We start from the raw sequence: 12,154 nt of genomic DNA, 5'->3' as shown, positions 1-12,154 counted from the left end.
ATAGTATTAGGCTCGACTCGGTCGATTGCACCTCCCCGGCGATTCAATTGAGCCCCTCTGGAAGAACAGATTCACCGCCGCGTATTAGCCCCTTTAGATCGACAACAAATGCCCAGTCGGCCCTCTAACTCGCAATCGATCTCCACGTTTCAACTCCCCCCAGGAAGAATAATGGCGGGCAAGTATGAAATCATTTCTCGCTTGGGACGAGGATGGGAGGGAGAGGTTTATAAGCTCCGCGAATTGGAAACCGACATTGAACGAGCCGGCAAGTTTTTTTTCCCCCAGCGAAATCTCAAAGGCCGAACCTCGCGTATTTACGCCCGCAAGTTGAACAAGCTACGCCACTTGCCAATTTTGATTCAGTACCACACCAGCGAGTCGTTTGTCTTCAAGGGACAAAAGGTGACGTTTTTAGTGTCGGAACTCGTCGAGGGCGAACTATTGAGTAAATTCTTAACACGCCAACCTGGTCGACGACTCAGTGTTTTTCAGGGTTTGCATCTGTTGCATGCCCTCTCGCTTGGGATGGAGGGGGTGCATAATGCCCGGGAATACCACGGCGACCTGCACATGGGAAACGTAATTATTCGGCGACTGGGTATCGGTTTTCACATCAAGTTGCTAGATTTCTACGATTATGGCACGGCTCGAGCCCATGACCTGCATGACGATGTTTGCGATTTAATTCGAATCTTCTATGATGCTATCGGAGGAAAGCAGTGGTATTCAAAGCATCCTCCTGAGGTCAAAGCCATTTGTCGAGGCTTAAAACGTTCGTTAATCTTGCGTAAGTTTCGTACAGCTGGCCAATTGCGGCAGTATATAGACACGATGAGCTGGTCGTAGCAACCGACCCAAGAATGAATTACAGCATCCCGGTAAGGAGTGCTGACCGGTATCTTGCTTGTAGCGATCTTACCGGGAGTTCTCGTCGAGACCGAGGTTGAATACGGTGTTTAAGGAGCGATGCCGTGCCGCCCCAAACTATGGATGCACCTTACTTCACTTTTCATGCCGAGTCTGACCACCTGGAGACACGAAACGTTGCCGGAGGGGTAGCGGTTGTCGCTTCACGCACTGCTCCAGAAAAGACTACTGCCAACGAGGACTGCGCCGCAGTGATTCCTGTCGGGGAGACACAAGCCATTCTACTCGTTGCAGATGGATTAGGGGGCCATGCTTCGGGCGAAATTGCCTCAAGGATGGCAATCGAAACAATGGAAGAGTCGCTCCGTGAGCGAGCCGAAGAAAACGAGGGTGCCCTTGACGCAGAGCAGCTCCGAGCTGTGATCATGACCGGCATCGAGCGCGCCAATGAAGCCGTCATGGATCTTGCAAACGGTGCTGCGACCACCTTATGCATCGCAGAGATTCAGGGCGATACGGTTCGCGTCTACCATATCGGCGACTCGGTGATCATGCTCGTAGGTCAACGAGGCAAGATGAAATTTCAGACTCTTGCCCACTCACCTATCGGGTACGCAGTTGAATCTGGATTGATCGATGAGGCCGATGCCATTCATCACGAAGAGCGGCATTTAATCTCTAATGTCCTTGGCTCCCCCGAAATGCGAATAGAAGTTGGCCCTCCTCGAAAGATGTCGCTAAGGGACACGCTAATTTTGACTTCGGATGGTCTTCTCGACAATTTGCTCACGGATGAGATTATCGAGCGTTGCCGCAAAGGTCCTCTGCCTAAAGCCGTAGAACGATTGGTAGCCGATGCCCGCCAGCGTATGGAGGCAGGGCCCACCGACGACCATCCTTCGAAGCCTGACGATTTGACAATTGTCGCCTTTCGCCGGAGCGGGTGAGTTTCATTGGGTGCTCCGAGTGCATCAACTTTCTATTAGAGACACAGTTCCAGACCGAATGAACCGTGGAGTCATTGCTGCGGCACACGCCAAAACCAGCAAGAAAACTAAGCTGCTCGGTTCTGGAACAGCCGTCAGGGACGAAAAAGACGTATTGCCGAATTGCGCTTGCCAAACAGCCAAGTCTTGGCCGTCAACGTTTCCGTTGTGCTGTGCATCCCCTACGCTTGGCAATGTCCCGGCGCCAAAACTTCGCTGCCACGTCAAGAAATCCGCCCCATCAACGTCGCCATCGCCGTCGAAATCGGCGTCGTCCATTTCCGCGTACGGATTGATCAATACCGAAAGTGAAGATTTGGTTCCCTGGTTGCTAGTCAACAAGATGCTCCCGGGGTTGTAACCCAACAGAGTGGAGATATCAAGGATTCCTGAGGTCTCGGTTGCAGACGAATTCCCTGCCGTGTCGCCGATTCGCGTCAGGTCACTCCCATCGGGGGCGTTCATCCAGATTTCACCGTTGCTGTTGTCTTCGTTGACGAATATTAAACCCTCAGCATACTTCCTACCGTTCAGGACTGTGGGGGCAGTCCAGTCGACGTTGTCAGGGTCACCAAATGTGCCAAGCGTATTGGAGATATCATTTTGGATCTTGGAAAGCGAGAAACTCGACGATCCCGAACTAAAACTACCGCCAAAGAAATCGAGATCAAAATTGAATGTGAATAAGCCAAAATCTTGATTTCCCAGGACGACACGTGTGGGATCACTGGGGCTGGTGTCGATGTCCTCGAACTTACTGGCAGTCAACGCGCCAGTGGATGTGGTGTCGAATGTTCCGCTGGAAGGTGTTCCGATGCTGGGGAGCACACCCTTTAGATAGTAGGTACTTCCATAAGCCAACCCATTGCGAGCTAGGAAGTCATTGGACGAATTGCCGTCAATATCCTTTCCCTTCTCACCGATGTAAAGTTGCATTCGTGAAGTCCCACCGTCGGGCGAAAGTAATAAAGCAACGTGATCGGTCTCACCTGTATCAAGTAGCGCGGCATTCTCCCATGAGTCACGGGGCAAGCCACCAATGCCTCCACTTGCGATGCCAGTGACGCCGCTAAGTTGATAGAAATCGCGATTGTTCATATCCAAAGCGAACAGTCGATTGAACGAAAAATCGCCGAAGGTTTCCTCGCCGGTGATATAAATGTTGTCGACGAATCCCCGCCCTGGTCCGAAAGTGTGGGGAAGATACGATTGGCCAGAACAAAACCGCTCAAAGCGAGTGTTGTTCTTATCAGACGCATTAATCCAACTGGCGCCGCCATTGCTACTCCAACGTTCGAAAGCTTCGCGAGCTGAAGTGACAAAACTGGCGCCGTCTGTACTACCACTATTGATCGTATTGCTGATAGCCGTGCGAAAGGAGGAAAGATTAATGTTTACCTCGCTAATAGTGGTGTAACTTATTTCGTGATTGATCAGAATACGCAATGTCGAGGCGTCCGAGAGACGCGCACCTAGCCCGTCAAAAGTGGATGGCATCGTCCAATCAAAACCGTCGTCCACTGGATTGTCGCCTACGGTGATGATTTCAAAAGCGCGCCAATTGTTGCGCGGATTCAGTTGCAGAGTATCTCCGTTGAGTGCATATGCAGAAGAGAGCAGGGTGACACTAGCCACAACAAAGAGTAGGTTTGCCGAGAGAATTCTGATCATTGGGGGATAATCAATTCTTATCCGAAACAAGAAAATTAGCCTGGATAGACTCAGGCTTGTAGTTTACCCATTCTATCAACCCCAGGCTCGATTTGCGTGAATAATCCCGCTCCTTTTGCCAGTTTCAGCACAACTGGGGGGGCGACTGGTCAAGATCGCGTTGCTTCTGTTGCTAGCCAACCAACTGCCACCCAACGACCGCCAACCCTAGCGGAACTAAGTAGTAAGCAAACACTGCCAGTCGCCCACTGCGGACGAAGCGGATCAAGAGAGTCAATGCCACAAGCCCGACTGCAAATGAAATTGCGAAGCCTACGGCCAACGTGTCCATTGGTGTTCCCGTCGTTCCTTCCTTGATGGCTTCTAGCATTTCAAGAAGTCCCCCTCCTGCGATTGCTGGGATGGCAAGCAGAAATGCAAAAGTGGCGGCCGATTCTCTTTGTAGGCCAACGCTTAAGCCTCCGGCAATAGTCGAACCGCTCCGCGAAATGCCTGGCAGAAGAGCGACGGCTTGGAAAAGTCCGATCTTTATCGTGTCCTGCCAACTGAGTTGCGTGTAGTTAGTCGTTCCCTCAGATCGCTGGGAAGCCCACCACAACAGTCCTGCAGTAATGGGAAAACATATTCCCGCTACCAGCGGATTCTCAAGCACGAGGTCGCTCGTCGCGTCGGGGAGCCCCTTCTTCAGATAGATGCCTATCACCGCAGCCGGGATTGTACCGAGTATTAGTAGAGGAATCACTCTACGATCAGAGGTGAATAGCCGCATGATTTCCCGACGATAGTAGACCAAAACGGCGAGCAGGGTCCCCAAGTGGAGGACGATTTCTACTTCGACTAGATCTTGTACGGGCTCGCTGCCAAGCGATTCAAAGATTGCGTTGGCCACGACCAAGTGTCCCGAGGAGCTAACGGGCAAGAATTCAGTCAACCCCTGCACAACGGCCAGCAAGATAATCTCTAGAAAGGTCATGGGAATTGCGCCGAAAGTGAATTATCCGAGCCAGGGGAAAACTATTTCAAAGTCACTACTATAATTTGCGATCCCATTGGTGTCTGCCGCGATTCCTTCACTTCTCGAGAGCTGAACTGCCGGTTAAGCTAAGATTAGGTTTCTTCCTGGCAGAAATACTCGTACGAACGAACTATCATGGGAATTCGCTTCCTGTGCCCGAACGGCCACAAGCTTAATGTGAAAGAACATCTCGCCGGCAAACGGGGCATCTGTCCCGATTGTGATGCTCGCTTTCTGGTTCCCTCAAAAAGTGGAGGCCAAGTAGAGGGAATCATCGAAGCCCCTCCTCGCCAAGGTTTTCCACCATCTTCAAATAGTGGCATGGGAATACCCACAGATTCAGGTGTCACGATAGCGAGTGATGTCTGGCATATCCGCACCGCGGGAGGGGAACAACTCGGGCCGGCCAACACTTCTCTAGTAAAAGCCTGGATCGGAGAAAAACGTATCGATCAAGACAGCTGGGTCTGGAGGTCTGACTGGCTTGATTGGCAACGTGCAAGTGATGTCTTCCCGGAGTTAGGAGCTCCGACCGGCCCTGGAATCACCGCAGGCACTGCGCAGCCACAACAGTCCCCGATATTGGCAGATGAAATAGTACCTCAAGAGTCTGAGATCGTAACGACCCACCGCCGTCTTCAGCGTGCACGCCGTCAGCGTGCAAGGGCGATCGCGATCGCCCTAACAGGTTTGATTTGCCTGATGGCTGTGATTCTGGCAATCATCTTGTTGAAGTAGCCAACCACTGCACCCCAACAAAAAAACCGGCCCTCACATTAAGGGCCGGCTTTTTGATTTTTACAACCTTGGTACTCTGCTTAAGCAGAATGCTCAGGTGGTGGAATCGCTCTGGGGAGCCTGGGGAGCTGCTTCAGGAGCCATCTCGCCAGCGGCTTCGCCACAGCTGCTGCAACCCTCGATTGCGGGGGCGCCGCAACCACAAGGAGCTTCGCCACAGCTCGAGCAAGTCGAGCAGGTGCTGCACTGGGTGCAGCAACCAGCACGCTTAGCCTTACGGGCTTCGCGACGGGTCATGCATTGGCAGCTGCACTGCTGAACTTCGCAACCGCAAGGAGCGGCAGCTGAGCAACCACAAGCAGGTGCAGCTTCGCAACCGCAAGGAGCGGGAGCGGCTTCACATGGGCAAGCAGGTGCTTCGCAGCAAACAGGAGCTTGGCAGCAAACTGGCTGGCAGCAAGGCTTGCACTTCTTGCGATTGAACAAACCAGCTTCAACATCCGTGGCGGCAAAGCCGGCCATGACCACAACTAGGGCGGTCAACACGATCAAAACACGTCTCATAACGTAATCCCTCCTCATTGGGAAAAACCAGCGTCGTTGTGCTTAGGAACACAATTCCTTCAACGACGCTACAAATTCTTTTCTTCTCTCACCGTCAAAATCTTTTACCCCAAGGTGCTACGACGGCGGTAGCTGTGGGGAAACCAAAAATGTATTGTTTCAGCTGCCGGAGGTATCTCGCCTAGAGGCATCCTACGCACGGCCACGCTGTTTAGCTTACCAACTTTGAGCATTAGAAAACATAGGCCGATAAAATAACATGGCTACTTTTTGTGTCAAGTGGCCCACTAGCCTAAAAGAACCAAATTACCTGACATTACCAATTGTGATAGAAATCAACTGATTAGCAGTATTCCCAATAAGTCCAGAAGGAGCCGAATTCCCAAGGAAATGGTCTTCACTATGATCGCCTTCAGGCAAGCCAAAATTGTCCTGTGACCGAGAGATTGAAAGCGACATCCAATGCGTTAACTTAAGCAAGATAAGACGACTAGGTCGACACCAGTGCCGTGTCGGGCAAAGTCTAGAAGGATGATCGATTTCTGTCAGAGAGTTGACAGAAGATACTATCGAGGCCCAGAAAGAAACGGATCCTGTTGAGGCTGGGAAGCCTGTCGTGGGGCGGAAGTATTCGGGCCCTGAGAAGTTGGCGCCGCGAACTGGCCCGGATTTTCAAAATCCATCACGATCGGGGGCTGATCCTCGCCCAATTCGGCAGCCATTCCTGAGATCCTCCACTGCCCCTGGTTCAGCTTCAACGCCCAAGTGATCTTCTCTTCGTGGGGTTGACCATCGGCGTCCAGGTCTTTCCAGGTGGACTCTACCACTGATTTGTCGGAATCGATCATCTCTACTGCCCCGACCTCAAAGGACGCCGTTGCGCTTCCGGGAGGCGAAAAATTCAGTTCCAATTCGCTAGTTCGCTGCAAAGCCAATGGGGTAAGCCGCACACTCGCCGCTTCTGTCTCTCCGGCACGGACGGCGTTCAGGAATTCATAGACAACCTTCGCTACCGGATCGTTGGGGACATCCCCTCCGGCCGAATCGCTTGAAGTACCTTGCGTTCCACACCCGATCGATACCGCCAACAATGGGAGTGCCAGAACGTGAATCAGGGAGCAACGCATCGGAGACCTCGATTGGGGAACTAATAAGATTTGTCCGGCTATTAGCCAACCGGCATGGGGCGGGAGTCTTCCAGAATCCCCAAAAGTGGTCAAGAGCTAACCCAAGTGGGGCAGCCATCCCGGCTGTCTCTTCAGTTCACCCAGGCTGGAAGCCTGCGCCACTTCAAGCAATCAACCTGCACTTAACCCCTCATCCACCGCCTGCTGGTCCCGCCGGTAGAGTGCTAGCTGTGACTCAAACGTAGCCGCGCTGATCTTCCACGAAGGTTCGCTACTGACATAACTCTGGCAGTGGGCAACCAACAAGCGGTGGAGAAACTTGAACAGATGCCGCGGTACTCGCAGCGCAGAAAAAGCCTCAATCAATCGAGTGCTCGTCACCCCCTCGTCAAATAGCTCTTGCAACTGAGGCGAGGCCCCCGGTTTCGCGCACGCAGCAACGCGGGAATTTGCCAGGTCATAAAGCGACGCGCCAGTCCACTCCAGCGACGGAATCATATTCTGCTTGTCCAGCCGGGCACGCTGGAAAAAATCATGGCCCTCCTGCTGCATGGACTTGGCTAACTCAATCGGCAACAGGAGCTTGAGTCCCAAGCCCGGCTGTTTGAGAAACTTGTTGTCCAGCATTGACCATACAAGCCCCTTCATGTTTTCCTGCGAACCGTTGATCAGGTGCGGCTCATCGACGCGGTCTACCAGTACAATGATCCCCGTAAAGCCAAGTGCCCGCAGCAGACCCTGAAATTTATAGAGCAGTTCATAGCGATCATCGGTTCGCCACTTGTTAGGCAGCGGCTGGCCGTTGATGTCTTTCCCTGAGAACTGCATCAGCACTTTTCGCAGAGGGTTAGCATCTCGGGTGACACTTCGCATGTGTCGGCCTACGCTAAACGCCTGCATCCACCATTTCCATACTTGGGCAAGCCACGGTGACCAACCGATTGCCATAATCAACCAGGGCCAAACGGTCTTGAGCCATTCGTAGTGCTTCACATGGAAGATCGTCCCCAGTACGGCCAAGGTGGTCACGATTCCAAGGCCCCGAATCCCCCAACTCTGCCACGGCCAATAATGGACCTTATTGCGTAAGCGGAACCAGCGCGAATCGAACGATTCCGTAAAGGAGTTATCGTAACAGGCAGCCAGCAGCAAAAGGTCGCGGCGCTGAAAGCGATCCAGTCGACTCAAGGCATTTTCGGGCAATGCATTCCCGGCTGGACCCGACGGTTGCGAAGCCCCCAGCAATCGGTCGACCACGTCGGTAACCCCCAGCGAGAGGATCGCATCCATGTGATCCCACATTTTCCATTCTTCGAGGACCTTCGTAGGCTTGCGACGGGTGCGACTACTCAGCCGGTCAGCAAAGCGATCCAGAAAAGGATTGAAATCGTCGTACTCGATCACAAACGCGCGAGTGTTTTCATGTGTTTGGTTGAATTCTTCAATCTGGGAGGTCACCTGCAATCGCATTGCAGTCTTGCCCGCCCCCTTTTCACCAAACACAATCGACGTGCCCGGGTTCGCGGGATCGCCATACACCTTGTCCCAATTCGGATGATATGTGCTGGTCCGGCAACTTCCCTGAAATACAGGATCCGTCTGCGCATCTTCGTCCGCAAACGGGTTCGTAGCCATTCCGTGGTGATCTAGTAGGTCGTGAAGATTCATGGCATGTTAGTCGGGGGGATTATAGGGAACACAAACAAGTGTCACCTAAGCAAGGGCAAATTTCGTTCCTTCAAGTATAGGTCGCCAACTCTACAACCCCACGCCAAAGTGCCAAAACGCCCGACCGATACAACCCGCGCAATCTGGTCACCTTCGCACTCATTGGTTAACCTATAAAGAGGTTTGATTGGTAGCGAAAATAAGCACCAAAAGTTACGAGGATGAAAACTAGATTGCCGAACAATTACATCTCTTTTCGTACATTTCTGTGTTTTTCGTGACCAGGACAATTCACCTTCTGACCTCACAGTACACTTGGTGGTTCAAAAACTGACATCCTATCGCGCTCCTAAATCGTGACTTGATTGGTAGCTCAATGTCGAACGTACCCCCCATAAAAACCGATCCCAAATACGGCTATTATCCCTGGTGGCCCGAAGATGGCGACGACTGGATCCATCCCGAAGACGCCGAGTTGGCCCGCGGCATTATTCCTAGTCCGCGCGTCTTCCGCCGTGACGGCGAACAGGGAGAGTACGTCCTGCTGCACTACGGCGATCTTCAACTTCGCGTCAAGCGTACTCTCTGGCAAGCCGTCGAGCCCGAGGGCTTCGATATTGGTGACTGGGTCGAAGTCCTCTCTCGTGGCATGCGCAACACCCCTCGTACCGCCATCATTCACGAGATCCACTGGGACCCCAAAGCGCGAGCACTCAGTTACCAGGTAACAGAAAACGGTGTCCCCGTCCCCAATCAATATTCCGGCGAAGACATCCGCCACGTCGATCCACCGAAGATCGAGTCGTGATCCCGTGCTGCCTATCAGTATTGGTTAGCCGCGACGCGCCCGCCGAGTTTTACGAGACAGAGCGAAGCGAGTTTTCTCCAGCCACCACCAGTCACCAACCACCAAACCAAAAAATGTATAGTGGCAAAACGCCAAGCTCAGCAAGAATCCACCATAGGCCTTAAAGGCTTCGCTAAAACCGAGACGTGCTTGGTCCAGATTTTCACCGATCGATCCAACATAAAGGCTGTTTTTCGGAGCAAAAAGAGACGAGAATCAGGAAGTATCTTCCGAAAACCACTCGCATTCGTAACCCATACGGGCGGATCGGGCCGACGCATTTCAATAGTATTGCCAACTCTACATCGTAGGGGGTGACCTACGCGGCATAGTCATTGCTCTCACGTGACCATCGAGCATCCATGGATGTTTATTGTTTGAACCAAATCATCAAGGTCACGCGTTCCTTAAGCCGCTATAGTCAATAGGCTCAGTTGCCGGCCGCCGCCAAGAGGGCCCACTAAGACAATTCTAGTGACCGTTGTGGGCGTCAGCGGTCGACTGCGACGGGCTAGAGGTCACGATAGAATTGCAATCCATTTTGGTCAGGGTCTTGCATTTGGAACTCATAAGTTCCCCAGGTCGTCTCGCGCGCTTCAGTATCCATTGCTACGACTTCGGATTTCCTAAGCTCGTCCAACAATGCGTCCACGTCTTCAACAACGAAACGGTAAGTCGGACGATCATTGGGATATTCCCATTCCACAGCATCGTGCCATTGCAGGTGGAGCTCGATATCATCGCGACGAACACCCGCATAACGTGGCCTCGTCGCGTCGTCTCGGAAACACAGAACAAAACCGATTTGGCCGTAGAATGCGATGGATGCTGCCACATCTCGCACCATCAGGACCGGCTGCACACTTTGAATTCGCACTCCCACTGATACCTTGCCTCCTAACAACCGCGATAAGCGAGTCGCGGAAAGTGATCTGTCAAGTAAAAGTCGCTTAGCTCCGTGACTTAGATCAGGATAAATACCTAGGTGTTGCTCGAACTTACGTCTCCTTTTTCTTCCCGGATCAACCTGTTACAAGATGACCAGAAGACTGCTCAGGCTCGCGCATTTTCCGGAGATCAACGTCGTAAAGTTGCATTCTGGCGGATTCAAGGTAGACGCCGAAGAGTCCTTCCGTGAATGTTGAGTCAGCAAGCGAGAGAACCACGCGACCGTCGACAGATAATTCCAGGTAGCTTCCAAAAGCCATCAGACTCAGCTCTGCTTTTCCGGGCGCGCTGCCATGCCAATTGCCACCCTGAAGTGCGCGGAATTGCATCATGTGCTCTCCGCTGCCTGGCTCGCCGGTATGCCACGCCCGCAGTTGAGCGATCCCCTTCAGGAGATCGAGCGACAGGTAGTAGCCGTCTTGGGTATCTGGGTCGACACGGAACACGATTCCGCACTTGCCTAGTCCACAAAGGTCAATCTTTGCATTAAACCTCGCCGAAGCGATCGAGCCATCGAACACAAACGCTTGAAACCCTGCCTCGCAAGCCAGGTCGAAAGCATTACCATCGACCGAGCAAATTTGGTCGTCCAGGTCTGAACGCAGCGGTCGCACGCAGCGAGTGTCAACCCGCTCACCCAGCCATTGTTCGAGTCCTTCAAATGTGGCTGCACGCAGCAAGCCCTTCTTTGTCCGGTACAATCGTTTTGGAGGTGGCATCAGGTTCTGGGACGTGCGATCCAGGTCAACAAGTGAGAAGAAGTTCCACAGCAGCCATCCATGATCATCTTGGCACACCCGAGCGGCATAGTTTCCTTGAGCGAGCAATACATTGTCGTGGTAGCTTCGCCACGGCGCGCCAATTTGATTCGTATGCCAGTAACGAATCTTCGAATCTTCCCGGATGCTGCCGATCAGGTAGTATTCATTTTCGATTCGAAGGAGGTTGGGCACCTCGATATCGTCGTAGAGTCCCGGGTGATGCAATGAGGGGCGGGCAGCGAACTTACCCGGCGCGGTCTCTTCCATCACTCCCACGCAGCCACGCCGCACGATGGGGCCCTCCTTAGTGCGTGCGGCCATGATCAGCCAGCCGCGTTCCCCTTCGCGGAAATAGAATGGGTCTCGGAAGCTGACCCAACGGCGGCCCTCGTCGAGGGACGACTCATAGAACTCTGGAGGTGCTTCCAGCGGAAAATGGCTCTCTGGATCAAGTGTCGCGTTGCGATCACTCGTGGGCTGCTGTCGGGCGATCTCACGGGCGCGGACCACTGCGGCTGGGTCCTGGGGGCCACGCTCGTCACTCCAGTTTACCGGCGACTTCCGCCAATGGAAAAGATCGTCGCTAACGGCTAAACCGATCCTCTGAACATTCCCCTGCTCCCTACGCGAGAGGCCAGTATAGAACATCCGCCACTGGCCAGGCTGATACGGATCCGGCGACACCGCCATTGTCCACAACATGAGATCGTCCCACGAACCGGGATCGCCGATAAACAGCGCATTGTTCACGCGACGCCAGTTAATCGCGTCGGTGCTGACAGCGTGCGCGATGAAGTCATGATTCGGCAACACCAGGTGGAACAGATGATAAAGGCCCTCATGGTAGAGGAGATCGACGTCACCAATCGCCTTGCGACTACCTGCGGTTTCAGTAAACACGATAGATTAACTTCCGAGGATGCTGGAGAATCCCCACCGACCAGCCGCGATCCGCAGGG

11 protein-coding genes are annotated in these 12,154 nt (G+C 53.1%); 4 read left to right on the top strand and 7 right to left on the bottom strand.

The features are described 5' to 3' along the window. Positions 1-171: 171 nt before the first annotated feature. Both Pla144_RS07255 and Pla144_RS07250 read left to right on the top strand, forming a co-directional pair. Positions 172-849, top strand: a complete 678-nt coding sequence (locus Pla144_RS07255; RefSeq protein WP_197530454.1) for a protein kinase domain-containing protein — start codon at positions 172-174, stop codon at positions 847-849. A 125-nt stretch (positions 850-974) separates the two neighbouring features. After that, positions 975-1,817 carry a PP2C family protein-serine/threonine phosphatase gene (locus Pla144_RS07250; RefSeq protein ID WP_146449505.1) on the top strand — a complete coding sequence of 281 codons (843 nt, stop codon included), beginning with the start codon at positions 975-977 and terminating at the stop codon, positions 1,815-1,817. Positions 1,818-1,841: 24 nt separating this feature from the next. Here Pla144_RS07250 and Pla144_RS07245 read toward each other — a convergent pair whose 3' ends face one another. Next, the gene (locus Pla144_RS07245; RefSeq protein ID WP_146449502.1) at positions 1,842-3,527 is read right to left on the bottom strand and encodes a hypothetical protein; all 1,686 of its coding nucleotides are present in this window, start codon (positions 3,525-3,527) and stop codon (positions 1,842-1,844) included. A 172-nt stretch (positions 3,528-3,699) separates the two neighbouring features. Then, entirely contained in the window at positions 3,700-4,500 is an 801-nt protein-coding gene (locus tag Pla144_RS07240; protein WP_231936236.1) for an undecaprenyl-diphosphate phosphatase, read from the bottom strand. A 177-nt stretch (positions 4,501-4,677) separates the two neighbouring features. Between Pla144_RS07240 and Pla144_RS07235 the strand changes: the two genes are divergently transcribed. After that, positions 4,678-5,280, top strand: a complete 603-nt coding sequence (locus Pla144_RS07235; RefSeq protein WP_146449497.1) for a DUF4339 domain-containing protein — start codon at positions 4,678-4,680, stop codon at positions 5,278-5,280. Between the two features lie 93 nt (positions 5,281-5,373). Here the strand turns inward: Pla144_RS07235 and Pla144_RS07230 are convergent, their stop codons facing one another. The 3 genes from Pla144_RS07230 to Pla144_RS07220 form a co-directional block, all read right to left on the bottom strand. Continuing rightward, entirely contained in the window at positions 5,374-5,844 is a 471-nt protein-coding gene (locus Pla144_RS07230; RefSeq protein WP_146449495.1) for a hypothetical protein, read from the bottom strand. A 566-nt stretch (positions 5,845-6,410) separates the two neighbouring features. Next, positions 6,411-6,971 carry a hypothetical protein gene (locus Pla144_RS07225; RefSeq protein WP_146449493.1) on the bottom strand — a complete coding sequence of 187 codons (561 nt, stop codon included), beginning with the start codon at positions 6,969-6,971 and terminating at the stop codon, positions 6,411-6,413. Positions 6,972-7,142: 171 nt separating this feature from the next. Then, positions 7,143-8,639 (bottom strand): hypothetical protein, encoded by a 1,497-nt coding sequence (locus tag Pla144_RS07220; RefSeq protein WP_146449491.1) that lies wholly within the window; start codon positions 8,637-8,639, stop codon positions 7,143-7,145. Positions 8,640-9,015: 376 nt separating this feature from the next. Here Pla144_RS07220 and Pla144_RS07215 point away from each other — a divergent pair, with 376 nt between their 5' ends. Beyond that, entirely contained in the window at positions 9,016-9,447 is a 432-nt protein-coding gene (locus tag Pla144_RS07215) for a DUF6960 family protein (protein WP_146449488.1), read from the top strand. Between the two features lie 550 nt (positions 9,448-9,997). On the opposite strand, the gene Pla144_RS07210 is transcribed toward Pla144_RS07215, so the two are convergent. Further along, the gene (locus tag Pla144_RS07210) at positions 9,998-10,363 is read right to left on the bottom strand and encodes a VOC family protein (protein ID WP_197530453.1); all 366 of its coding nucleotides are present in this window, start codon (positions 10,361-10,363) and stop codon (positions 9,998-10,000) included. Positions 10,364-10,508: 145 nt separating this feature from the next. Beyond that, on the bottom strand, positions 10,509-12,095 hold the full coding sequence (locus tag Pla144_RS07205; protein WP_146449486.1) for a glycosyl hydrolase: 1,587 nt from the start codon (positions 12,093-12,095) through the stop codon (positions 10,509-10,511). Between the last annotated feature and the right edge of the window lie 59 nt (positions 12,096-12,154).

The organism is Bythopirellula polymerisocia (assembly GCF_007860015.1).
Taxonomy (GTDB): Bacteria; Planctomycetota; Planctomycetia; order Pirellulales; family Lacipirellulaceae; genus Bythopirellula; species Bythopirellula polymerisocia.
The sequence above is the reverse complement of the archived record's forward strand: the minus strand, read 5'-3'. Positions and strand labels throughout refer to the sequence as shown.

Coding starts and splice junctions, on each gene's coding strand:
- Pla144_RS07235 (WP_146449497.1), top strand. CDS start 4,678: ATGGGAATTCGCTTCCTGTGCCCGAACGGCCACAAGCTTAATGTGAAA.
- Pla144_RS07240 (WP_231936236.1), bottom strand. CDS start 4,500: ATGACCTTTCTAGAGATTATCTTGCTGGCCGTTGTGCAGGGGTTGACT.
- Pla144_RS07230 (WP_146449495.1), bottom strand. CDS start 5,844: ATGAGACGTGTTTTGATCGTGTTGACCGCCCTAGTTGTGGTCATGGCC.
- Pla144_RS07245 (WP_146449502.1), bottom strand. CDS start 3,527: ATGATCAGAATTCTCTCGGCAAACCTACTCTTTGTTGTGGCTAGTGTC.
- Pla144_RS07215 (WP_146449488.1), top strand. CDS start 9,016: ATGTCGAACGTACCCCCCATAAAAACCGATCCCAAATACGGCTATTAT.
- Pla144_RS07220 (WP_146449491.1), bottom strand. CDS start 8,639: ATGAATCTTCACGACCTACTAGATCACCACGGAATGGCTACGAACCCG.
- Pla144_RS07225 (WP_146449493.1), bottom strand. CDS start 6,971: ATGCGTTGCTCCCTGATTCACGTTCTGGCACTCCCATTGTTGGCGGTA.
- Pla144_RS07255 (WP_197530454.1), top strand. CDS start 172: ATGGCGGGCAAGTATGAAATCATTTCTCGCTTGGGACGAGGATGGGAG.